Raw genomic sequence first — 22,165 nt, 5'->3', positions numbered from 1 at the left:
CAACCAAAGAAATGTTTTTTTTAGCTTTTAAAACTCTTGTATTCATTTTAAATTTTAACCAAATTTAATAAAAAAAGCAGAACCAAAGTTCTGCTTAATTGTAATTTATAAATAAATTAATTATTACTTAAATATGCAGCAGTACTACTTCTATCTGCATGCATAGCAGCTTTACCTTCTTGCCAATTGGCAGGGCAAACTTCTCCGTATTTTTGCACGTGAGTGTAAGCATCTATTAGTCTTAAATATTCGTCTACATTTCTTCCAAGTGGCATATCATTTACACTTTCGTGGAAAATTTTTCCTTCTTCATCAATTAGATAAGTAGCTCTATAAGTTACATTAGAACCTGTAAATGCTTCATTACCTTCATCATCATATTCAAAATCTTGATCTACAATTCCCAAGATATTTGCTAATTGTCTGTGTGTATCTGCTAAAAGGGGATAAGAAACTCCTTCTATGCCTCCTTGATTTTTAGGAGTATTTAACCAAGCAAAGTGCACTTCGTTAGTATCACAAGAAGCTCCTATTACGATAGTATTTCTTTTTTTAAATTCTTCTAATGCTGCTTGAAAAGCGTGCAATTCTGTTGGACAAACAAATGTAAAATCTTTTGGATACCAAAATAAAAGAACTTTGGTTTGATTGTTAATTGCTTCGTCTAAAATATTGATTCTTAAGTTTTCTCCTGATTTTGAGATTGCGTCTACTGTTACGTTTGGGAATTTTTTTCCTACCAATGCCATATTACTTACTTTAAAATTTAACCGGTGCAAAATTACAAAAAATATAAATTTTTGAAAGAAATATGCGATATATTATATCTATTAATAATAAAAAGAACCCTCAGCATTGCTAAAGGTTCTTTTTTATCATTCTAAAATTCAATAATTATTGAAATTTTTCTAATAATTCTTTAATTCTTCTCATTGCTTCTCTTAGTTCAGCTTCTGAGGCTGCATAAGAAAATCTAATACAGTTTTTATCTCCGAAACTCACACCTCCTACAGATGCTACATGAGCTTTTTCTAATAAAAACATTGCAAAATCATCAGAATCTTTAATTTCTACTCCATCCATTGTTTTTCCTAAGTAATAAGAAATGTCTGGGAAGAAATAGAAAGCGGCTTTTGGTAAATTTACTTTGAAACCTGGTACTTCTTTTAATAATTCATAGACTAAATTTCTACGTTTTTCGAAACTTTCTACCATATAATAATAATCTTTCGGGTCAGTTTCTAATCCTACAATAGAAGCTCTTTGAGCAACTGTATTGGCACCACTGGTAACCTGACCTTGCAACTTATCACATGCATCTGCCAACCATTGTGGGCAAGCTGAATAACCAATTCTCCAACCAGTCATCGCGAAAGCTTTTGACATTCCATTTATTACAGCAGTTTGATTAAAAACTTGAGGAAATTCTGCAATTGAAACGTGCTCACCATCATAATTAATAAATTCATAGATTTCATCAGAAATAATTACCACATCTGGATATTTTGCCATCACATTTGCAATTTTTTCTAACTCTTCTCTAGTATAATAACTACCTGATGGATTACAAGGCGAACTATACAATACCGCCTTTGTTTTCGGGGTGATGGCAGCTTCTAATTGCTCTGCTGTCATCTTAAATTCAGTATCAATATTGGTTTCGATAAAAACAGAAACACCACCATTGATTTTTACCATTTCATCATAAGAAACCCAATATGGAGCTGGCAAAATCACTTCGTCTCCTTCATTTACCAATGCAGCCAAAACATTGAATATATTTTGTTTAGCACCATTTGCTACACAAATTTGAGTAGGCTTGTACTCTAGATTATTATCACGTTTAAGTTTATTTACAATAGCTTTTCTTAATTCTAAAAAACCTGGAACAGGAGAATAATGGCTATAATTTTCATTAATTGCATCAAACGCTGCCTTTTTTATATTGTCTGGTACATCAAAATCTGGTTCTCCTAGTGTAAGTGAAATTACATCTATTCCTGCGGCTTTCATATCTCTCGCTTTGTTACTCATTACAAAGGTCTGAGAATAACTCAATCTGTTTAATCTGTCTGAAACTCTACTCATATTCATTGTTTAATTGGCACAAATATACGTAATTTAACTAAATTTTCTAAAGAAAACTATCTGAAAATCCTTAATTTTGCAGAAAATTTATAAAATGTCAATTCAATTAATAAATAAATATTTCCCTAATTTATCAGAAGAGCAAGAAACTCAATTTAAACAACTTGAAAGTCTATACAAAGAATGGAATGAAAAGATCAATGTGATTTCTAGAAAAGATATTGATGAATTTTACGAAAGACACGTACTGCATTCTTTAGGAATTGCAAAAATTATGGATTTTGCAGACGGAACCAAAGTGCTAGATATAGGCACTGGAGGCGGTTTTCCGGGAATTCCTTTGGCTATTTTGTTTCCTAATGTAGAATTCACGTTGGTAGATTCTATTGGCAAAAAAATTACAGTAGTAAAAGGTGTAGCCGAAAGCTTAGGCCTTAAAAATGTTAAAGCATACCACGAAAGAGCCGAAAAAATCAAAGATAAATTCCATTTTGTAGTGAGTAGGGCTGTTACACAAATGCCTGTTTTTTTGCTTTGGTTAAAAGGAAAATTCGAAAAAGAACAATTTAACCCAAAACACAATGGTGTTTTATACTTAAAAGGTGGTGATTTGGGAGAAGAATTAGCTGGAATAAAATGTGAAATTTTCAACCTTAAAAATCACTTCGAAGAAGAATTTTTTGACACCAAAAAAGTTGTATATTTATCAAAAGGTAACTTTAATAATTAATGCGTTGAATATGAAGAATTTAATCAAAATCAGTTTATTTGTTTTACCCATTTTTCTAGGAATCTACTCTTGTGATAGCAGAGATGATTACGATGAAATAGAAAGTATTTCTGCTTTTAAAATTGACAGTGTGAAAATTGCACAAACAGAAATGGACGTCTTTACAGTACAAACCATCAAAACATATTCTACTTATCCTGACGGTTGCACAGGCTTTTATGATTATGATTATGAAAGAGATAACTTTGATAGATACGTTACTACGTACGCTTATAAACTAAAAAATGCAACTTGCACCCAAGCAACTAGAGTAGAAGCAAACGGATTTAATTTCAGACCAGAGGCTAGAGGAACTTACACTTTTAAATTTTGGAACGGAAAAGACGCCAACAACAATAATGTTTGGATAGAAAAAACCATTGTTGTTAAATAGATGAGGAAGCTAATTACCATTGTCTTCATTTTTCAAATCTCAATAGTTTTTTCTCAAAAAATTGTTTGGTCTGAAAATTTTAAATTAAATTGGAGTCATTTCAAATCTTCTCAAAATTCGATGAAAGCTGACACTACAGTTGTTAGTTATTCGTCTTGTGGTTTGAAATATACAGCCTATAAAGACAAAACATACAATAGACTTTTAATAAAAATAGATGCTACTTTTGACCCAAGTAAATCTTGGAAACATCCTTTTAAAACTAAAAATTTAAAAATCAATCACGAACAAGGGCATTTTGATATAGCTGAATTATACGCAAGAAAACTAAGAAAAGAATTCAAAGAAAATGTAAAAACAGAGAAAGATTATCAGTTCAAATTCAAATTGATTTATCAAATGCTTTATGGTGAATTTTTAGATTATCAAGATTATTATGACAAAATTACAAAACGTGGAACAGATGCTGCAAAACAAAATGAATTAGAAGTCGAAATTAAAAGCCAACTCAAAAAACTAGAAGCCTTCAAAAACTAAACCTTGAGACAAAAATTTTTACAAAAAGTAATTAGAGAAACACTCGAAAAATCAAATGATTTATCGGGATTTTCATTTGTAATTCCTGGGAAAAGACCCGTGATCTTTATCAAAGAAATTCTAAAAGAAAAAAATTACAACGGTATTTTACCCGAATTCTTTACCATAGACGAATATCTTAAAATTATTGCAGACAAGCAAGAAATTAAAGGAATTGCGCTTTGGTTAATTGCCTACCAAACTTACTCAGAAATTTATAATGACGAAGATTTGTCTGGATTTCTAAAGTGGTTTCCAACGGTGCAAAAAGATTGGGACGATATGAAAAAATTCCACGGGAATGACAAAGAAATTCTAGAATGGATGTTGGCTGAAGAACGCATCAAAAATTGGGGAGAAAATCTAGGCGACGAAGATGGAGCAAGACGAAAAAACCTCAATTTTTGGCGAAAAATGAATGTTTTCCTCCCGAAATTAGAAGAAAAATTAAACGAACAAAATCTGGCAACTGCAGGAATGCTTCACGAAATTGCAGAAAAAAATCTTGAAAAATTTTGTAAAAACTCTAAAAATAGAGTAGTATTCGTTGGTTTTAATGCCTTCACTCCAGTAGAAGAAAAATTAGTTAAAACCTTTTTGCAATGGGATAAAGCGGACGTTTATTTTCAAGGAGATGAATATTATTTTAAAGATGAAAGGCAAGAAGCTGGCAAATTTCTGAGAGAATACAAAACTTGGAAAGAATTTAATGAATCTAGAAGTTTTAATTGGATTGAAAACGAGTTTTCTGAACCTAAAAATATTAAAGTTTACGAAGTTTCGGGAAATATAGCTCAAACGAAAGTTCTACCAGAAATTTTAAAAGAAATTAATTCTGAAAACCAACAAGCTGACGCGATTAATCGCGTCTCTACAGAAGAAACTGCGGTAGTTTTACTTGACGAAAACCTGCTTCCCGCCACTTTAGACTCACTTTCTTCTACAGATAAGTTGAATATTACGATGGGATTTCCGTTGAAAAACCTAGCATTTTCTAATGCGATGAAGAAGCTTTTTAACCTTCAAAAACAATTAGAAAAAAATTCTTCGTCTTATTATTACAATGATGTTTTGCCGATTTTAGAAGAATTACCCAAAAATCAAGAAGACGAAAAATTGCTCAAAAATTTTGTTTCTGCATTAGAAGAAAGAAATATGGTTTATCTTTCTAAGAAGCAATTAGATGAACTTTTGGGCGGAATTTCTTTTTATAATTTATTCAAAAAACAAAATTCAAAAGATTTATTAGATACTTTAATTAAATTCTGCAAAGAACTAAAATACAGAGAAATAGATGATGTGCAATACGAAAACATCTCTCATTTCGAAAAGAACTTTATCATTCTCAAAAACCAATTAGAACCACATCATTACGATGTAAAAATAGAGACTTTAGAGGTTCTCATCAATCAACTCATTAATTCTGAAACTATAGATTTTGTAGGAGAACCTTTGGAAGGTTTACAATTAATGGGACTTTTAGAAACCCGACTTTTGAATTTCAAAAACGTTATTTTGCTTTCTGCCAACGAAGGAAAACTGCCTCTTGGAAATTCGCAAAATACCTATCTTCCGTTTGATGTAAGGAAACAATTTAATCTGCATACTTTTTTAGAAAATGACGGAATTTATGCGTATCATTTTTACCGATTTCTACAAAATGCAGAAAACATCTATTTGCTTTACAACGCTTTAGGTTCTGGCGTAAACACTGGTGAAAAAACAAGATTCATTACTCAAATTGAAATGGAATCTCACCATAACATTGAGCATATTATTATAGAAAATACTTCAGAACCCATCAATCAGGAACCAATAACCATTAAAAAAACAACTGCTGTTTTAGAAAAATTAGAAGAATGGAAAGAGAGAGTTTCGGCTTCTCATTTGGTCTCTTATCTCTATAATCCTATAGATTTTTACTTAGAAAAAGTTTTGGCAGCCAAAGAATCTGTAGAAATTGAAGAAGAACTTTCTCAGAGAAATTACGGAACTTTAGTACATTATGCTTTAGAATATTTATACGGAAAAATAATTGGTAAAAAACTAATAAGCAGTGATTTAGAAAATTTAATTCAACAAATAGACGAAGCTATTAATTACTCCATAGAAAAGCTAAAACATCAACCAGAATTCTACCAAAAAGGAATGAATTTCGTGCACAAACAAATTGCAAAAAGGGTAGTGGAAAGTGTTCTAGAATATGATTTGAATTTATTAAAACAAGGCAATTCTCTAGAAATTATTGGCTTAGAAAGAAAAATTGAGGATATAAAATTCTACCTTAATGAAGAAAAAACGGACTTTGTTACTTTTTACGGTTTTATAGATAGAGTAGATTTGCTCAACGGAAATCTTAGAATTATAGATTACAAAACAGCAAAAGCTAAAGATTTAAGAATCAGTGTAAAAGAAGACCGAAAAGAAACTCTTTTCTTTAATGATAAATATAAGCAAGCGCTTCAACTGTGCATTTATCAATATTGTGTAGAAAATATGTCAGAATTTAAAGAGTTCGATATAGAAACTGGAATTTGGAGTTTTGCAGAAGTGAAAAATGGCGTGCAAAACGTAGAAATAAAAGACGGAAATCTAGAAGATGCGCTACAATCTATCCGAAATTTAATTTTAGAAATTCTGAATCCTGAAATTCCTTTTACGGAGAAGATTCACGAAAAATGGAATTAAATTCAAAACTACTAATCAAGTAAACATTCATTTGTCATTCCAAAGGAATCACGATATCATATTTATAGTTTAGAGATTCTTTCAGAATGACAAAATTGAAGTTTTTTTCATATATCAACCAAACGCATTAATTCCTGTAATATCCATACCTGTAATCAGAAGATGTACATCATGAGTTCCTTCGTAAGTAATTACAGATTCTAGATTGGCAGCATGTCTCATCATCGGGAAATCTCCTACAATGCCCATACCGCCGAGAATTTGTCTAGATTCTCTCGCAATATCAATTGCCATTTTTACATTATTTCTTTTCGCCATCGAAATCTGGGCAGGAGTAGCTTTATGGTCGTTTTTTAGAACGCCTAATTTCCAAGAAAGGAGTTGAGCTTTTGTAATTTCGGTTAAAAATTCTGCTAATTTCTTCTGTTGAAGTTGGAAACTTGCAATAGGTTTCCCAAATTGAATTCTCTCCTTAGAATACTGAACAGCAGTGCAATAACAATCAATAGCAGCACCAATAACTCCCCAAGAAATGCCGTATCTGGCAGAATTTAAGCAGGAGAGTGGTCCTTTCAAACCTTCTACATTAGGTAAAAGATTTTCTTTAGGAACTTTTACATTATTAAAAACCAATTCACCAGTTTTAGAAGCACGTAGAGACCATTTATTATGCGTTTCAGGAGTTGTAAAACCTTCAAAACTGCGTTCTACAATCATACCTCTTACTTTTCCGTCTTCGCCTTTAGCCCAAACTACAGCAATATCACAAAGTGGGGCATTGGTAATCCACATTTTTGCACCATTTAATAAAAGATAATCTCCCATATCTTTGTAATTGGTTTCCATTCCGGCAGGATTAGAACCGTGATTTGGTTCTGTTAAACCAAATGCACCAATCATTTCGCCGGAAGCTAATTTTGGTAAAAATTTACGTTTTTGCTCTTCAGAACCGTATTCAAAAATAGGAAACATTACCAAAGAACTTTGTACAGAAGCGGCAGAACGAACCGCAGAATCACCACGTTCTAGTTCTTGCATAATCAAACCATACGAAATTTGATCAAGACCAGCTCCGCCATATTCTTCGGGAATATAGGGTCCAAGTGCACCAATTGAACCTAATTCTTTCATTAAATTAGGGATATCTTCGTGATTTTGAGCAGCTTCATCTATTTGAGGCATAATAAAACTTTGAACCCAATCTCTCACAGATTGACGAATTAGTTGATGTTCTTCGGTAAGTAAATCATCAATTCCAAAATAATCTGGAATGCTTTGTAATGGATAATAAGACATATTGAATTATTTGTTTTAAAAATAAGAATAATTTGGATTGTGGCAAATTTAATTTTAGAGAAGTAGAAGAAAAAGATATATTGTAATTGAAAGTCATCCGAAATAAATACAATTTAACATAATATAAATTATAGGAATTTTGTTATTTTAGAATTTATCTCATACTTATTGTTCTAAATGTCAGATTAATCCTTGGTTCTTTGATTTTGGTTGATGTATATAGCTTGTGTTTCCAAAATTTCTGAATTTCATCTTTCATAATTAAAACTGAGCCATTCTCAAGCATTAAAGAAATTTCTTCTTTTGTAGAATTGTGCCTGAAACCAAATTTTCTTTCAGCTCCAAAACTTACTGAGGCAATCGCAGAATTTTCTAAAATTTCTTTTTCGTTGTCAGAATGCCAACTCATTGCTTCTGAACCATTATGATATAAATTCAATAAACAAGAATTAAATGTACATCCCGAGATTTCTTCAACCGTAGATTTTATAGAAACTAAAAAATCTAGCCAATTCTCAGCGATTTTGGTTTTGCCAGAATATTTGTACTGAAAAGCTTCATCACCATACCAAGCCACTTTTCTTTTGGTGACGATTTCTTTTCCGAAAATTTTTACAATATCGTTTTGCCAATTGATTTCGTTTATCAATTTAACATAATATATGAAACTTTGTTCTTCTGTAAAAATTTTCCCTAAATATTCTACCGTTCCGTCTTTTGGTAAAAGATTAATCATTTGAAGTTGAATTTATCCAAAAACTGCTTTAGTATATTTCTGCATTTGTTCTAAAGTGCCTATGCTTATTCTGGTCCATTTTCCTTCATCTTCATAAGTTTTTCCTCCAAGAATTTTAGCAGATTTCAAACGATTAAAATAATCTTCTTTGTAATTTTCTAATGAAAAATAAACGAAATTAGTTTCAGAAGAAATCACTTTAATTCCTTTCTTATTCAATTCTTTTATCGTAAATTCTTTAGCTAATTGATTGTTTTTAAGAACTTTATTAGTAAAATCCGTATCTTCTAATGCTGCAATTCCTCCTGCCATTGTTACGATACTGATCTCTCCTCCACTCCAACTTTGTAATTTTTCTAAATTTTTAAGAAATTCAGGGTGTGCAATAGCATAGCCTAATCTGGCTCCTGCAAAACCATAAAGTTTTGAAAATGTTCTGGTTACAATTATATTTTTATATTGATTAACTAAATCAGAAAGCGAAGGCTGATTGGTAAATTCTATATAAGCTTCATCAATTAAAATAGTTACATTTTTTGGAACTTTTTGAATAAAATTCTCCATTTTTTCTCTACTCAAAAGATGACCTGTAGGATTATTTGGATTACAAATATAAACCAATTTGGTATCAGATTTTATAGATTTTAGCATAGATTCTAAGTCTATTTCTTTATTAGAATTTAATGGAACTACAGTTTTTGACATTCCCAGAAACTCTGTAATAGGCGCAAAAATGGTAAAAGAAGGTTCAGGAATTACAATATGACCTTTATCTATAGAAACATACTTTGCAATAAGTTCTAGCAGAAAAGACGAACCAGCAGAAACCAAAAAATTTTCTTTATTCAACTGATTTTTTTCTTCCAATTTACTTTTTAAAACATCCGCATATTTAAAATCATATTTAGAAGCATCTGTCATACTTTTTTGCATGGCTTCTATGGCTTTTGGAGAAACTCCAAAAGGATTTTCATTAAAACAAAGTCTTATAGTATCTTCATCATTTTTTAAAAGTGAATAATTAGGAGTTTGCTTTGCTAAAATCTCTAAAGGAGAAAAAGCCAATGCTGCACCACCTAAAAAAGCTGTCTTTAACCAATCTCTTCTGTTAATTTTCATATTAATTCTAAATTTTGTCTAAAAATAATGAAATCTTTCTAATTTTATTAAATTAGTTTGAAGTCAAGTATTCTATTTTTCAATATTTTCATCAAAAAAAAGACGCGATAAATCGCGTCTCAACTTATTTTTTTAAACATTTTTCTAAGAATTGGTCTTGTTCCCAAAGCAAGTGTAAAATGTTTTCTTTGGCAACATAACCGTGAGCTTCTTTAGGCAAAATTACCATTCTGGCAGGTGCTCCCAAATTTTTCAATGCTTGGAAATAGCGCTCTGTTTGAAGTGTAAATGTACCAGGATTATTATCTGCTTCACCGTGAACCAAAAGAATTGGTTTTTTCATTTTATTGGCATTCATAAAAGGTGACATTCCGTTGTAAATTTCTGGAACATCCCAATAATTACGCTGTTCACTTTGGAAACCGAAAGGCGTTAAAGTTCTGTTATAAGCGCCACTTCTAGCAATTCCACACGCAAAATCATCAGAATGAGTTAATAAATTAGCAGTCATAAATGCACCATAGGAATGTCCACCAACAGCTACTCTATTTCTATCAATATAACCTAATTGATCGACTGCATCAATTGCCGCTTTTCCGTTCGCTACCAATTGTGGAATAAAAGTATCATTCGGTTCCGTAGTGCCTTCACCAATAATTGGGAAACTGGCATCATCTAAAACTGCATAACCTTTGGTTACCCAATAAATAAATGAACCGTAACTTGGGAAAGTAAATTCATTCGGGTTTGCAGTGTTTTGTCCAGCTGTTGCTTTATCTTTAAATTCTTCTGGATAAGCCCAAACCAAAAGTGGCAATTTTGGTTTCTTTTTGAAATCATAATTTGCTGGTAGATAAAGCGTTCCTTTTAGCTCTACTCCATCATTTCTCTTATATTTAATCACTTCTTTATGAATAGTAGAAATACTTGCAAAAGGATTAGCAAACTGTGTTACTGCTTCTGCTTTATTATTCTTAATATTTCTTACAAAGTAATTAGGATATTGATTTTTAGACTGTTGCGTTACCAAAACCGTTCCTTTATTCGCATCAATAATATCGATAATATCTTCTTTTACATTGGGTGTTTTAGAAGTATATAATCTTTTGGTTTGAAATGTTTTAAAGTCAAATTCATCAATAAATGGAAACTGACCGTCCTTTGTAAAACCATCTCCTATTAAGTGTGCTTTTCCGTTTTTTATGGAAATAACGTATTGTCCGAATTCATTTTTATCGGTTTGAAAATTCCCTGGATCTGCATAAACATCTTGCGAGTTTCTATCGGCGATTTCTTTAGATTCTCCAGTTTTTGGATTCAGGAAATAAGTTTTTTGTGAACGTGTGTCATACCAAGAATCATACGCAATTGCATTCTCTTCGTTCCCGAACTGAATTCCTGCAAAACGTTGTTTGGTTTTCATTAAGGATTTTGGAGTTTCAGTAAATGGCGCATCCCAAGTAAAAACTTCGTCTCTATAATTTTCTTTTTTGCTTTGGTCACCACCATCTAGAGCTTCCACAAAATACAAACTTGCAGGTTTATCTGCACGCCAAGACATATTTCTTTTGCCCGTTCTTACCGAGGAAAAACCTTTTGGCATAATCTCATTAAGCGGAACGTCATTTACGGTTTTTACTATATTTCCTTTAGAGTCTAAAATATCTGTAACCATAGGAAATCTAGAAAGTGGAACAATGTATGAAAACGGTCTTTTTATTGTAGTTACCATCAAGTAATTACCATCTGGTGAAAACTGAATTCCTGTGTAAATATCAGCAGATTTAAATGGCGTTTCAGCTCCGCTGATGTTTATTTTACCTAATTCAGACTTGGTTAAAGTCTCGAAATTAGCTTCATCCATAGGATTTTTTAGCAAATCTTGATAGGTTCTGTTTTGAGAAACTTTTCCTTCAGCATTCGAAACAATTGGTCCATTTGGAAGGTTTTTCTTATCATTTAGAAGCGCTGGTCTGTTGGCAGGTAATTTTCTAATTAACAAATCTTGAGAATTTCTAAACCAAACATAAGGTGAACCTAAATTAGCATTAAGGTTGTCTGAAGTTAATTTTTTGGCTGTTCTAGATTCTACATCTAAAATCCATAATTCTACTCCTTTTTCTGTAGTATGTGTAAATGCCACTTTTTTCTCATCTGGAGACCAAGAAATATTAGAAATCTTAGGATTTTGAGGCAATCCAATCACTTGCGTTTCTTGCTTTTCGTTGAATTTTCTAATTTTCAGATTATTAATGTACGTAACAGTGCTAGAAATATTGGTTACTGGATTTACACGTAATCCTGCCAATTTCATTTCTTCTTGGTTAAGGTCTTCTAATGATTTATAAGTTGGTCTGTAAGAAAAAAGCATCCAATCTTTTTTGCTGTCCATAGAAACAGAAGGTGTTCTTTGGAAATCAGCCAATTGAAGGATTTCTGCAGAAGGTTTTTGGTAAGTTAAATTTTCTTGCGAAAACCCAAAAATAGATAATGCTAGGAAAAAAACAGAAATTTTGATGGTTCTCATATTTTTTTAAATTATAGATTATGGATTAAAAATGTAGGTTATAAATCTAATTGATTAGTGGCAAGATAGATGTGAAAGTTACAATTTTTTCTGTATTTTATTTATCGTTCTACACTTGCGCTAACGATGGAAGCGGCATCCTTTTTCTCTAGCATTGGGAGTAGCTTTGGAGAGAAAAAGATATAGCGGACAGCGTGTTAAAGCGCCATAAAATTAATGAAAAACTAAAAAAGACGCCAAAAAGCGTCTTTCAATTTATTTTCTTGTAATCATTCTATCGATGGATATACTGCCAGGCCCTGCTACAAAAATTATTAGGTAATGAAAAAGATAAAGTAATGCCATTTCTTGCTTAGAAAAAGATTGGTTAGCATGAACGATAAATACAGCCACCAGCATAGTAATAATTAAAGGAATGACAGTAAACCTAGTAAACAAGCCCATTAAAATAAATAATGAACATAAAACTTCTGCAAAAACGGCAAGAATTAATGAAGTTTTTTGACCGATACCGAAGAAATTGATAAATTCTATTTTACCAGTAAGCAACATCATTAGTTTTGGAAAACCGTGGGTTAGCATTCCTAAACCTACAAAAATACGGAGAGCTAGCAAAGCCCAATCTAACAGCGTTTTGTTGTAACCTGTTGAGTTAAGATTTCTCATTTCAAATTTTTAGACATTCAAAATTAATATTTTTAATCAATAACAAAAAAAAATATGCAAAAATTTATTGCCCCATCTAAAATAACACTAAAATGAAGTTTTTTTATTAAAAAAATAAACCTACCTATATAAAAAAAGCTCCTTTTGTAAAGGAGCCCATTATCTGTAACCAAAATTTTTGAGGTCTCTTTCGTTTTTTCGCCAGTCTTTTTTCACCTTAACAAAAAGATTGAGGTGAATTTTCTTTGAAAAGAATTTTTCTAAGTCTATTCTGGCTTCGGTTCCTACTTTTTTGATGGCATCACCTTTGTTGCCAATAATAATTCCTTTTTGAGTATCACGCTCTACATAAATAATAGAGTCTATGAAAATAATGCCTTCTTTTTCTTTGAAAATTTCTGTGACTACTTCTACAGAATACGGTATTTCTTTGTCATAATTCAACAATATTTTTTCTCTGATGGTTTCATTTACAAAGAAACGTTCAGATTTATCTGTGAACTGGTCTTTGTCGTAATATGGCGGATTTTCAGGCAAAAGAGTTTTAAGTTTCGGTAGAATAATATCTGTGTTAAAACCTTCTAAAGCTGAAATAGGTAAAATCTCTGCTTTTGGAATCAGATTGTGCCAAAATTCTACTTTTTCTATGAGTGCTTCCTGATTAGAAGCATCCATTTTATTGAGCAATAATAGTACAGGAACAGGGATTTTATTGAGTTTTTCTACCAAAAATTCATTAGGTGCATCCTTATCTGTAACATCTACTATAAAAAGAAAAACGTCTGCATCTTGTAAAGAATCTTTTACAAAATCCATCATTTTTTCTTGCAAACCGTATTTAGGGTCTAGAACTCCAGGTGTGTCAGAAAATACAATTTGTACATCTTCTTCGTTATAAATCCCGAAAATTCTATGTCTGGTGGTTTGTGCTTTTTGGGTAACTATGGCCAACTTCTCACCCATTAATTGATTGAGAAGTGTAGATTTTCCTGCATTTGGTTTCCCTACGATATTTACAAATCCTGCTTTGTGCATTATTGAATAAAAATTAAGTTTAATGTTTTGCAAAGGTACACAAAAAAATATCGGTAGAATTAAGTTTGATAGTTCAGTTATCAATATCTACTCATTAAAAACATAAATTGAATAGATTTACGATTGCTATTAAAAATTAAATTTTCAATTCATAAAAAAAATATATATTTAGCCAATTATATATTTCTTAAAATGAATATTATTGTAACTGGCGCTAGCAAAGGTATTGGTCGAGAAATTGTAAAGTATCTCAACCGAAATTCTATGCATCATATCTTTGCTGTTTCTAGAGATAAAAAACAATTAGAATCATTAAAAAGTGAATGCACTAATCCAGAAAATGTAGAAATTTTTGATGGTGACCTTACCCAAAATCTAGAATCTGCAGATTTTTATAAAGCCATTCAGAAAGCTGATTGCATAGACATTCTCATCAATAATGCTGGAATGCTCATCAATAAGCCTTTTATGGATATGTCCGAAGAAGATTTCAAATCTGTTTTTGAAGTCAATCTTTTTTCAATTGTAAAATTGATAAAATTAACTGTTCCTAGTCTTAGAAAAAGTAAAAATCCACATATTGTAAACATCGGAAGCATGGGCGGCATAGAGCGGTCTTCTAAATTTGCAGGACTTTCTGCTTATTCTTCTAGCAAAGCAGCTATAGCCAACCTTACAGAATGTTTGGCAGAAGAACTGAAAGAAGACAACATTCACTGCAATTGTTTAAGTCTTGGTGCTGTAAATACCGAAATGCTTCAACAGGCTTTCCCTGACTACAAAGCAACTATAAATCCCGAAGAAATAGCCGTTTTTATAGGGGATTTCGCCACTAAATATGGAAGATTAATGAATGGTAAAATTTTTAGCATTTCTGCAAGTACACCTTAATGCAAACTCTGAAAAAATCTATGAAAGTAACAGTTACCAGAAGAGAAACCTTCAACGCTGCACACCGATTATTTAATAAAAATTGGTCTAATGAAAAAAACGTAGAAGTTTTCGGAAAATGTAGCAATCCTAACTTCCACGGACATAATTATGTTTTGTTTGTCTCTATTTCGGGGGAAATCTCCGAAGAAACAGGTTATGTAATTGACTTGAATATTTTAAAACAAATTATCAGAACAGAAATTATAGAATTGCTAGACCATAAAAATTTGAATTTAGATATTGATGCTTTTAAAGAATTAAATCCTACGGTAGAAAACATTGCGTTATTTATCTTTAAAACTATAAAAAACAAATTACCAAACGAATATCAACTTTCTGTAAAACTCTATGAAACAGAAAATAACATCGCCGAAATTCAAGATTAAATTTAAATAAAATCTGATGAAAACATCATTCGAAAGTAATCCACATATTGATCGATTGCCAGAACATTTGAAGCAATTTATCATCCCTCAGAACTATGAAGATTATACGCCCATCAATCAAGCAGTTTGGCGATATGTAATGCGCAAAAATGTAGATTATCTGTCTAAAGTAGCTCATGATTCTTATTTGGAAGGCCTAAAAAAAACAGGAATTAGCATAGAATCTATCCCAAATATGTACGGAATGAATAGAATTTTGCAAGAAATTGGTTGGGCTGCAGTAGCGGTAGATGGTTTTATTCCGCCCAATGCTTTTATGGAATTTCAGGCGTATAATGTATTGGTGATTGCTTGTGACATCAGACAATTAGAGCATATAGAATACACTCCAGCGCCAGATATTATTCACGAAGGTGCTGGCCACGCTCCTATTATTGCCAATCCGGAATATGCTGAATATCTGAGACGTTTCGGGGAAATTGGTTGCAAAGCCATTTCGTCTGCCAGAGATTATGAATTGTACGAAGCCATCAGGTTACTTTCTATTTTAAAAGAAGCCGAAGATACACCTCAAGAAAAAATAATAGAAGCCGAAAAACAGGTAGAATTTTTACAAAATAATATGGGAACTCCATCTGAAATGGCATTGATTAGAAATCTACATTGGTGGACGGTAGAATACGGATTAATAGGAACGGTTGAAAATCCTAAAATTTATGGAGCAGGACTACTCTCTTCCATCGGAGAAAGTGAATGGTGCATGACCAATGAAGTGAAGAAAATTCCTTATGATATCAATACCATTCATCAAAGTTTTGACATTACTAAACCACAACCACAATTGTTTGTAACTCCAGATTTTGCGCATCTCAGTATGGTTTTAGAAGAATTTGCCAATACAATGGCATTGAGAGTTGGCGGACTTTCTGGTGCTAAAAAATTAGTAGAATCTAAAGCTCTTGGTACAATAGAACTCTCTACAGGATTGCAAATTTCTGGTGTTTTCACCAATGTTTTAGAGCACGAAAACAAACCAATTTATATACAAACTAGTGGCAAAACAGCGCTTGCCTATAGAGAAAAAGAATTAATTGGTCACGGTACAAATATTCATTCTGAAGGATTTGGTTCACCTGTTGGAAAGCTGAAAGGAATCAATATTTCCATAGAAGATATGAGCCCGAAAGACCTGAAAGCCTATGATATTTACGAAGGCAAAACCACCACTTTAGAATTTGAAGGAGGAATAAAAGTAACCGGTGAAATCATAACTGGAACCAGAAATATTCAGGGAAAAATTCTATTAATTAAATTTAAAAACTGTACAGTAACCCACGGCGAAACGGTACTTTTCTCTCCAGAATGGGGCGTTTATGATATGGCAGTAGGAAAAGAAGTAGTTTCTGCGTTTTCTGGACCAGCAGATGTTCTTAGTTTTGATAGAATAAATCACGTTCCTTCTACTAAAACCATCAAGCAGAAAAAATCTGACGAAAGAGATAGTTTAGAAAAATTATACCAAAAAGTAAGAAATATCAGAGAAAACAATTATTCAATAGAAAGTTTGTCTGAAATTTTTGATGAAATTAAACAAAATCACCCAAACGATTGGTTGCTATCTGTAGAAATTCTAGAATTGGCAGTGCTTCACAATGATTATATGCTTATAAATTCGGTGAAAGATTATCAAAAAAAATTAAAAGAAAAACGACCAGAAATTGCGCATTTAATCAAAAATGGTGTAGAATTAATAGAAATAAAAAGCAGCCCTTATTAGAGCTGCTTTTGTAGTTATATTTAGAAAAATTATTTTCTTACCACTGGTAAAATTTCATTTCTATTGAGACCAAATCTTTTAATGTCAACTTCGCTATATTTTTGAGAGTAAAAATTAGCTTCCGCATCGAAACCTACAGATTTTAATCTATTAAAATAATCCATACCGTACCAACGAACATGGTCATATTGCCCGAAATGTTTTTGGCGTTCTTTTGGGTTGGTAATGGTGAAATCTTCGTATGAATTTTCTAGTGAATTTTTCATTGGAACTTGCAAAATTCCCCAACCTCCCTTTTTCATCACTCTATAGAGTTCACTCATTGCTTTTCTGTCGTCTTCTATATGTTCTAGAACGTGATTACAAATCACCACATCAAAGCTTTCATCACCGAAAGGTAAATCTAGAATGTCTGCTTTTACATCTACAATTGGCGAAAATAAATCGGCAGAAGTATAGTCTAGATTTTTCATTTTTTTGAATTTCCTCAAAAATTCTTGTTCAGGAGCAATATGCAGAACTTTATAATTTTTAGTGAAAAAATCGGTTTCATTTTGTAAATAAAGCCACATCTGACGGTGACGTTCTAAACTTAAAGTTCCTGGCGAAAGTGCATTTTCACGCTGCTTTCCGTAACCGTAAGGAAGAAATTTTCTGTAAGATTTTCCATCAATTGGGTCTGTGAATTTATTTCCTTTAAAAAATAAATAAATGAGCGGACGAAGAAAAATGCTTAGGTTAATAAGCATTGGTCTTGGAATTTTATTGAGTAAAAAAGAGGCAAGTTTCTTCATTAAATGATTCTAAAAATGAACAGATTTTTATACCACGAATACAAGATAATTATATTAAAATTTGCGGCAAAAAATCTAGAAATCCATTGTAAAAGGTTCTTCTTCGTTGCTAGTAATTCCCAAAGCATCGTAAATATATTTGAAGGTAGATAGCAAAACAGGTTTTCCGTTGATAATAGTTACGTCGTGCTCGAAATGTGCAGAAGGTTTGTTGTCTAACGTAGTTACCGTCCAACCATCTTTATGGAATTTTACTTTTTCGGTCCCCAAATTAATCATAGGTTCTATGGCGAGAACGATACCGTCTTTTAGGACTTTTCCGCTGCCTTTTCTCCCATAATTAGGAACTTGCGGATCTTCGTGCATGGTTCTTCCTAGACCGTGCCCTACTAATTCTCTTACTACACCATAACCTTCTTTTTCACAATAATTTTGGATAGCGAAAGAAATATCTCCTACTCTTTTCCCACGTACACATTGTTCGATACCTTTGTAAAGAGATTCTTTGGTGATTTTCAGTAATTTTTTGGTTTCTGGAGCTACTTCTCCTACTTCGAATGAATAGGCGTGGTCTCCGTAGAAATCATTCATATAAACGCCGCAATCTACCGAGAGTACATCACCTTCTTTCAGAGGTTTATCATTCGGTATACCGTGTACTACTTCTTCGTTGGGAGAAATACAAAGAGAATTCGGGAAACCATACATTCCTAAAAATGCAGGATAACCACCATGATCTTTTATAAAATCGTGGGCTAGTTTGTCTAAATGTAAAGTGGTAACTCCTGGTTTTATTTCTTTGGCAAGCATGCCCAAAGTTTTAGAAACCAACTGAGCGCTTTCTCTCATTAAACGGAGTTCTTCGATTGTTTTTAAAATTATCATTCTACAAATTTGAAATCTGAAGTTTGAAATTTGAAATTTTAGTCAATATAAATTAACTTCAGCTCACAAATATCAAATATCAAATATATTTTACCAAAATAAACCTTTCTTTTTTTCTTTTTTCATTTTAGAATAGGCCAAAACTTCGCCACCTTCTACTCTGAATTCAATTCTTTGATTGATAATATTATAGATTTCTCCCCAGCCTGGGAAACCACCTAAATTTCTATCATCTATAAATAAATCTGCATCAATTTTTCTAGATTGAGTTTCAGAATCAAAAATTTCACCTTCGAAACTAGAATTTACAGAATAGAATTCTACCCCGTTATTTCTACAAAACTCTACGGCTTCTTCTAGAGATTTGCCATGTCTGTAGGTCCAAAGTATCAATCTATAACCTTCGGACTGTAATTTTTTTAAAGTATCAAAAGCGAAGGTTTTTGGTTTACCAATAGATGGATATGCATCTTCTACTATTGTTCCGTCAAAATCTATTGCTAATTTTTTATTACTAATCATTGATGAATATTAATTTTTTGCAAATATAGTGAAATAAAAAAAGTGACTGTACCTTTACAATCACTTTGTCATAATTTTGATTAAAATTATTTTATTAACTTTTCTGTGTCTTTATCTAAAGAAAAACTAAATGCATCTTTATAAATATCAAGCGCACTGATTAATGATTGATCAGAAAACCCATCTTTAATCCAAAAATAGTATCGATATTCTATGGTATTTTCTTTTTGATGATATCTTGCAGAAATAAAAACTACCTCTGAATTAATCTTATTTACGAGTTCTAATGCTTTTGCAGGTGTTGCTTTGTCTGATAATGAATAATTATTATTAAAAATGATGTATTCATTTTTCTCATCAATGTCTAAATACATATCTATTCCATTATTAATTTTAATAAAATTATCTTTCATTTCTGAAACAGTAATTCCGTTTGTAGCACAAAAAATTTTAAGATAAGCAGGAGTAACTTCTGAAGCTTTTATTAATTGTTGGGCAACAATTTTGTTTGATAAGAAAAGCGAAACAATAAGTACGATTGTCAACTTTATTTTCTTTAAATTTTTCATAATATGTTATATTTTAGTTGTTTTCAGGTAATTTTACGTAGACTCTTTTTAAACCTTGGTAACCTTCTACTCCATTATCTATAATGGTAAGAAGCATTGCTCTATCACTCAATATTTCTACTTTTGCTTTAGCAATAACACCAGGATTATACGGAAAAACTTCTATCAAAGTGCTTCCTTCTAAAGTATAGCTAGAATCATATTCATCAACAAATCAGGATGCGGAATTCCGTTCATTGCAGCGATGGCTTCTTTTTTAGTAGCACCCATTTTCCCGAGAATAAACCCTGCAAATTCATCTGCTTCTAGTTCTTCTTTTCGGGTTTTCTTCATTGTTTCCGAAGCTTAAAGTATGTCCATTGAGATGATGCCCAATTTCGTGTGCCAAAATCATGGTATTGCTCCAATTGGTTTTTACGTTTTTAGAAATTTCGTCTAAAAAAGGCTTGTCATAAACAATATACCTTAAATTATCATTATAGATTAAAGCCATTGCATTTTTAATTTCAGGACAAGGAATGAGGATAAAATTAAACTTCAAACCAATCTGTAAAGTAATTTTATTGATGAGATTTTCGATTCCGTCATCTGTTCTGAAACCATTGAACTGAACATTTGGGCAAATTTCGTTTGCTGTTTAGTTAGAAATGTTCAATTTTTTTTGAGCCAAAATTTGAGTAAAAGAAAACAGAAAAATTCCTGTTAAAAATAATTGTAAGATTTTATTTTTCATATTTAAGATATTTAAAAATAATGACTATCTACCGCTCCTTCTTCAAAATAACCAGACCATTCTTCGCAGTAAATTCTATATAAATTGGTTTCGGGATTTACTACAATTTGAAAAGTTAATGTATTAGTAATCATATATTTACCTTCAAAATATTCATGAGAAAATTTTGCTCTTTCTACTTTCAAAGTAAATTTGTCTTCAGAAATAAATTTCCCAGAAACTTCATAAATTGCATCATACCAGTGATAATGATCCATTCCTGAAGGTGAAAATCTGTAGTTGAAATCTCCTGAAATATTTCCGTAACTATCTGTTTTTAAACTAATTCCCATTCCGTAATGGTTATTATCTTTATCAATAATAGCGTACCAATTTCTAGCAACGGCTTCTTCTTTGGTACTTGTTCTCAATTCTTCGGTTTTCTGAGCTTTTGCAGCATCATTTTTTTGTTTTGCAATGGTTTGTTCGCTCAAGAAATTTTCTACCAAATTGGCATTATCTCTTAACATGGTTAATTTTTGAGAATCAATATAAGCCACCTTAAAACCATCATCTCCTTTCATGTTACAAGCAATGACAAATTCTTTCCCAGTGCGCGAAACGGCAGTTCGTAGAAATTTGATGTCTAAAACATTAATTGCAAAATGCAAAACATCTTCTATTTTAGCTTTTGTATCAAAATCTAGTGAGGTAAAATTTATCCCGCCATCTTTAGAAAAATCGTAATTTCTTACGAGAAGTTTTCCGTCTCTTTCGCCACAAATTTCGGGATAAGCGTATTCTGAAAATTGAGTTCTAATATCGAGATTATCTAGAATTTTCCCGTCAGATTTTCTGATAACATACACAAAATCATCTAAATGCAAAATAATGAAATGTGGTGTTTCTGTACTTTTTTTCAGCTTTTCGATTCTGGAAGCACTGTAAGAATCATCACCAATATAGACTTCTATTCCTTTGGCTAAAATTTTTGCTTTTTTGGTATCTAAATTAATTTCGGTAACAATTCCTTCTCCGTTTTTAGAGTTTTTCGGGGAAGTTCTGAAAGATAAAAGATAGTAAATATTGTTATCGCCTTTCAAAACATGAAAATTCATGTTTGATTTGTCATAACTGTTATAACCATCTATTTTTGAGGCAAATAAAGGTTTTCTCTCACCTACATTTTCTACAGAAATATAAGGAATTTGACTTGCTTCACTACGAATACAAAGCAAAATATCTGAAGTTAAAAAATAAGTAGGAGGAAAATCAAAAGTGTACCCTTGATATTTTCCGCCGTTTAAAGAACCAAGTGTGGTTTTAGATTTTCCATCGGGATTTATTTTATAAATTTCGTCTCCTAAAACAGTTTGATGAAAGAAAAACGAATTATCGTCTTGTAAATATGCCCAAGAATTATTGTTGGAGGTAGTTTCTTTGTAGAAATTTGGAGTTACATTAATGCAATCCTTGGTTTGTAAATTCCAAATTTTAGAATCATTTGGTGAACTGACTACCAAGTATTTATTGTCTCTGGTAAATTGCATATCATAAGGATTCCAAAGGGAATTTTGACTTTCTTGTGCTGAAATATTTAGAAAAAACAAAAGAAAATAAATAAAACTTGTTTTCATAAAATGAATTGATATTTTATGTAAATCTGGTGATTTTTCTTGAATTTATTTATACG

The 22,165-nt window shown here is 31.7% G+C and carries 23 protein-coding genes; 7 read left to right on the top strand and 16 right to left on the bottom strand.

Annotated elements, in window-relative coordinates:
- Positions 1-116 precede the first annotated feature (116 nt).
- The gene (locus IEW40_RS01795) at positions 117-749 is read right to left on the bottom strand and encodes a peroxiredoxin (RefSeq protein ID WP_188616363.1); all 633 of its coding nucleotides are present in this window, start codon (positions 747-749) and stop codon (positions 117-119) included.
- Positions 750-894: 145 nt separating this feature from the next.
- Complete coding sequence (locus tag IEW40_RS01790; RefSeq protein ID WP_188616362.1) at positions 895-2,088, bottom strand: pyridoxal phosphate-dependent aminotransferase; 1,194 nt, start codon at positions 2,086-2,088, stop codon at positions 895-897.
- Between the two features lie 94 nt (positions 2,089-2,182).
- On the opposite strand from IEW40_RS01790, the gene rsmG reads away from it, so the two are divergent.
- The 4 genes from rsmG (at position 2,183) to IEW40_RS01770 (ending at position 6,515) form a co-directional block, all read left to right on the top strand.
- Complete coding sequence (rsmG, locus tag IEW40_RS01785; protein WP_188616361.1) at positions 2,183-2,818, top strand: 16S rRNA (guanine(527)-N(7))-methyltransferase RsmG; 636 nt, start codon at positions 2,183-2,185, stop codon at positions 2,816-2,818.
- Between the two features lie 10 nt (positions 2,819-2,828).
- On the top strand, positions 2,829-3,251 hold the full coding sequence (locus IEW40_RS01780; RefSeq protein WP_188616360.1) for a hypothetical protein: 423 nt from the start codon (positions 2,829-2,831) through the stop codon (positions 3,249-3,251).
- A gap of 120 nt (positions 3,252-3,371) precedes the next feature.
- Positions 3,372-3,788: a DUF922 domain-containing protein gene (locus IEW40_RS01775; protein ID WP_188616359.1), complete on the top strand. Its 417-nt coding sequence runs from the start codon at positions 3,372-3,374 to the stop codon at positions 3,786-3,788.
- Positions 3,789-3,791: 3 nt separating this feature from the next.
- The gene (locus IEW40_RS01770; RefSeq protein WP_188616358.1) at positions 3,792-6,515 is read left to right on the top strand and encodes a PD-(D/E)XK nuclease family protein; all 2,724 of its coding nucleotides are present in this window, start codon (positions 3,792-3,794) and stop codon (positions 6,513-6,515) included.
- Between the two features lie 114 nt (positions 6,516-6,629).
- On the opposite strand, the gene IEW40_RS01765 is transcribed toward IEW40_RS01770, so the two are convergent.
- From IEW40_RS01765 to era, 6 genes are all read right to left on the bottom strand, one after another.
- Positions 6,630-7,811, bottom strand: coding sequence for an acyl-CoA dehydrogenase family protein (locus IEW40_RS01765; protein WP_188616357.1), 1,182 nt, complete (start codon positions 7,809-7,811; stop codon positions 6,630-6,632).
- A gap of 154 nt (positions 7,812-7,965) precedes the next feature.
- Positions 7,966-8,547: an alpha-ketoglutarate-dependent dioxygenase AlkB family protein gene (locus IEW40_RS01760; protein ID WP_188616356.1), complete on the bottom strand. Its 582-nt coding sequence runs from the start codon at positions 8,545-8,547 to the stop codon at positions 7,966-7,968.
- Positions 8,548-8,559: 12 nt separating this feature from the next.
- Positions 8,560-9,666 (bottom strand): pyridoxal phosphate-dependent aminotransferase, encoded by a 1,107-nt coding sequence (locus IEW40_RS01755; RefSeq protein WP_188616355.1) that lies wholly within the window; start codon positions 9,664-9,666, stop codon positions 8,560-8,562.
- A gap of 124 nt (positions 9,667-9,790) precedes the next feature.
- On the bottom strand, positions 9,791-12,193 hold the full coding sequence (locus IEW40_RS01750) for an alpha/beta hydrolase family protein (protein ID WP_188616354.1): 2,403 nt from the start codon (positions 12,191-12,193) through the stop codon (positions 9,791-9,793).
- A gap of 255 nt (positions 12,194-12,448) precedes the next feature.
- Positions 12,449-12,859 carry a DoxX family protein gene (locus IEW40_RS01745; protein WP_188616353.1) on the bottom strand — a complete coding sequence of 137 codons (411 nt, stop codon included), beginning with the start codon at positions 12,857-12,859 and terminating at the stop codon, positions 12,449-12,451.
- Positions 12,860-13,018: 159 nt separating this feature from the next.
- Positions 13,019-13,894, bottom strand: coding sequence for a GTPase Era (gene era / locus IEW40_RS01740; RefSeq protein ID WP_188616352.1), 876 nt, complete (start codon positions 13,892-13,894; stop codon positions 13,019-13,021).
- Positions 13,895-14,086: 192 nt separating this feature from the next.
- Here era and IEW40_RS01735 point away from each other — a divergent pair, with 192 nt between their 5' ends.
- From IEW40_RS01735 to IEW40_RS01725, 3 genes are read left to right on the top strand one after another with little or no spacing between them, the layout of a single operon-like run.
- Positions 14,087-14,785, top strand: a complete 699-nt coding sequence (locus tag IEW40_RS01735) for an SDR family NAD(P)-dependent oxidoreductase (RefSeq protein ID WP_188616351.1) — start codon at positions 14,087-14,089, stop codon at positions 14,783-14,785.
- 20 nt (positions 14,786-14,805) lie between these two features.
- Positions 14,806-15,213, top strand: coding sequence for a 6-pyruvoyl trahydropterin synthase family protein (locus IEW40_RS01730; protein WP_188616350.1), 408 nt, complete (start codon positions 14,806-14,808; stop codon positions 15,211-15,213).
- Positions 15,214-15,229: 16 nt separating this feature from the next.
- Entirely contained in the window at positions 15,230-16,990 is a 1,761-nt protein-coding gene (locus IEW40_RS01725) for an aromatic amino acid hydroxylase (protein ID WP_188616349.1), read from the top strand.
- Positions 16,991-17,019: 29 nt separating this feature from the next.
- Here the strand turns inward: IEW40_RS01725 and IEW40_RS01720 are convergent, their stop codons facing one another.
- From IEW40_RS01720 to IEW40_RS01685, 8 genes are all read right to left on the bottom strand, one after another.
- Positions 17,020-17,784 carry a class I SAM-dependent methyltransferase gene (locus IEW40_RS01720; protein ID WP_188616348.1) on the bottom strand — a complete coding sequence of 255 codons (765 nt, stop codon included), beginning with the start codon at positions 17,782-17,784 and terminating at the stop codon, positions 17,020-17,022.
- 75 nt (positions 17,785-17,859) lie between these two features.
- Positions 17,860-18,669, bottom strand: coding sequence for a type I methionyl aminopeptidase (map, locus tag IEW40_RS01715; protein WP_188616347.1), 810 nt, complete (start codon positions 18,667-18,669; stop codon positions 17,860-17,862).
- Between the two features lie 90 nt (positions 18,670-18,759).
- Entirely contained in the window at positions 18,760-19,191 is a 432-nt protein-coding gene (locus IEW40_RS01710) for a BT0820 family HAD-type phosphatase (protein WP_188616346.1), read from the bottom strand.
- An 86-nt stretch (positions 19,192-19,277) separates the two neighbouring features.
- Complete coding sequence (locus IEW40_RS01705) at positions 19,278-19,760, bottom strand: YbjN domain-containing protein (RefSeq protein ID WP_188616345.1); 483 nt, start codon at positions 19,758-19,760, stop codon at positions 19,278-19,280.
- A 13-nt stretch (positions 19,761-19,773) separates the two neighbouring features.
- Complete coding sequence (locus IEW40_RS01700; protein WP_188616344.1) at positions 19,774-19,929, bottom strand: hypothetical protein; 156 nt, start codon at positions 19,927-19,929, stop codon at positions 19,774-19,776.
- Between the two features lie 11 nt (positions 19,930-19,940).
- The gene (locus IEW40_RS01695) at positions 19,941-20,093 is read right to left on the bottom strand and encodes a hypothetical protein (RefSeq protein WP_188616343.1); all 153 of its coding nucleotides are present in this window, start codon (positions 20,091-20,093) and stop codon (positions 19,941-19,943) included.
- Positions 20,056-20,253: a hypothetical protein gene (locus IEW40_RS01690; RefSeq protein WP_188616342.1), complete on the bottom strand. Its 198-nt coding sequence runs from the start codon at positions 20,251-20,253 to the stop codon at positions 20,056-20,058. The genes IEW40_RS01695 and IEW40_RS01690 overlap by 38 nt, the downstream gene beginning before the upstream one ends.
- Before the next feature lie 251 nt (positions 20,254-20,504).
- On the bottom strand, positions 20,505-22,109 hold the full coding sequence (locus IEW40_RS01685) for a hypothetical protein (RefSeq protein WP_188616341.1): 1,605 nt from the start codon (positions 22,107-22,109) through the stop codon (positions 20,505-20,507).
- Positions 22,110-22,165 lie beyond the last annotated feature (56 nt).

This window comes from Cloacibacterium rupense, from assembly GCF_014645495.1.
Lineage (GTDB): Bacteria > Bacteroidota > Bacteroidia > Flavobacteriales > Weeksellaceae > Cloacibacterium > Cloacibacterium rupense.
This window is presented reverse-complemented; position numbering and strand designations above follow the sequence as displayed.

Bases quoted from the DNA above. Each gene is read 5' to 3' on its own strand.
- IEW40_RS01725 (WP_188616349.1), top strand. From the start codon at position 15,230: ATGAAAACATCATTCGAAAGTAATCCACATATTGATCGATTGCCAGAA.
- IEW40_RS01705 (WP_188616345.1), bottom strand. From the start codon at position 19,760: ATGAAAAATTTAAAGAAAATAAAGTTGACAATCGTACTTATTGTTTCG.
- IEW40_RS01735 (WP_188616351.1), top strand. From the start codon at position 14,087: ATGAATATTATTGTAACTGGCGCTAGCAAAGGTATTGGTCGAGAAATT.
- IEW40_RS01795 (WP_188616363.1), bottom strand. From the start codon at position 749: ATGGCATTGGTAGGAAAAAAATTCCCAAACGTAACAGTAGACGCAATC.
- rsmG (WP_188616361.1), top strand. From the start codon at position 2,183: ATGTCAATTCAATTAATAAATAAATATTTCCCTAATTTATCAGAAGAG.
- IEW40_RS01710 (WP_188616346.1), bottom strand. From the start codon at position 19,191: ATGATTAGTAATAAAAAATTAGCAATAGATTTTGACGGAACAATAGTA.
- era (WP_188616352.1), bottom strand. From the start codon at position 13,894: ATGCACAAAGCAGGATTTGTAAATATCGTAGGGAAACCAAATGCAGGA.
- IEW40_RS01745 (WP_188616353.1), bottom strand. From the start codon at position 12,859: ATGAGAAATCTTAACTCAACAGGTTACAACAAAACGCTGTTAGATTGG.
- IEW40_RS01790 (WP_188616362.1), bottom strand. From the start codon at position 2,088: ATGAGTAGAGTTTCAGACAGATTAAACAGATTGAGTTATTCTCAGACC.
- IEW40_RS01685 (WP_188616341.1), bottom strand. From the start codon at position 22,109: ATGAAAACAAGTTTTATTTATTTTCTTTTGTTTTTTCTAAATATTTCA.
- IEW40_RS01690 (WP_188616342.1), bottom strand. From the start codon at position 20,253: ATGGCTTTAATCTATAATGATAATTTAAGGTATATTGTTTATGACAAG.
- IEW40_RS01780 (WP_188616360.1), top strand. From the start codon at position 2,829: ATGAAGAATTTAATCAAAATCAGTTTATTTGTTTTACCCATTTTTCTA.
- IEW40_RS01775 (WP_188616359.1), top strand. From the start codon at position 3,372: ATGAAAGCTGACACTACAGTTGTTAGTTATTCGTCTTGTGGTTTGAAA.
- IEW40_RS01720 (WP_188616348.1), bottom strand. From the start codon at position 17,784: ATGAAGAAACTTGCCTCTTTTTTACTCAATAAAATTCCAAGACCAATG.
- IEW40_RS01730 (WP_188616350.1), top strand. From the start codon at position 14,806: ATGAAAGTAACAGTTACCAGAAGAGAAACCTTCAACGCTGCACACCGA.
- IEW40_RS01750 (WP_188616354.1), bottom strand. From the start codon at position 12,193: ATGAGAACCATCAAAATTTCTGTTTTTTTCCTAGCATTATCTATTTTT.
- IEW40_RS01755 (WP_188616355.1), bottom strand. From the start codon at position 9,666: ATGAAAATTAACAGAAGAGATTGGTTAAAGACAGCTTTTTTAGGTGGT.
- IEW40_RS01765 (WP_188616357.1), bottom strand. From the start codon at position 7,811: ATGTCTTATTATCCATTACAAAGCATTCCAGATTATTTTGGAATTGAT.
- map (WP_188616347.1), bottom strand. From the start codon at position 18,669: ATGATAATTTTAAAAACAATCGAAGAACTCCGTTTAATGAGAGAAAGC.
- IEW40_RS01760 (WP_188616356.1), bottom strand. From the start codon at position 8,547: ATGATTAATCTTTTACCAAAAGACGGAACGGTAGAATATTTAGGGAAA.
- IEW40_RS01695 (WP_188616343.1), bottom strand. From the start codon at position 20,093: ATGAAGAAAACCCGAAAAGAAGAACTAGAAGCAGATGAATTTGCAGGG.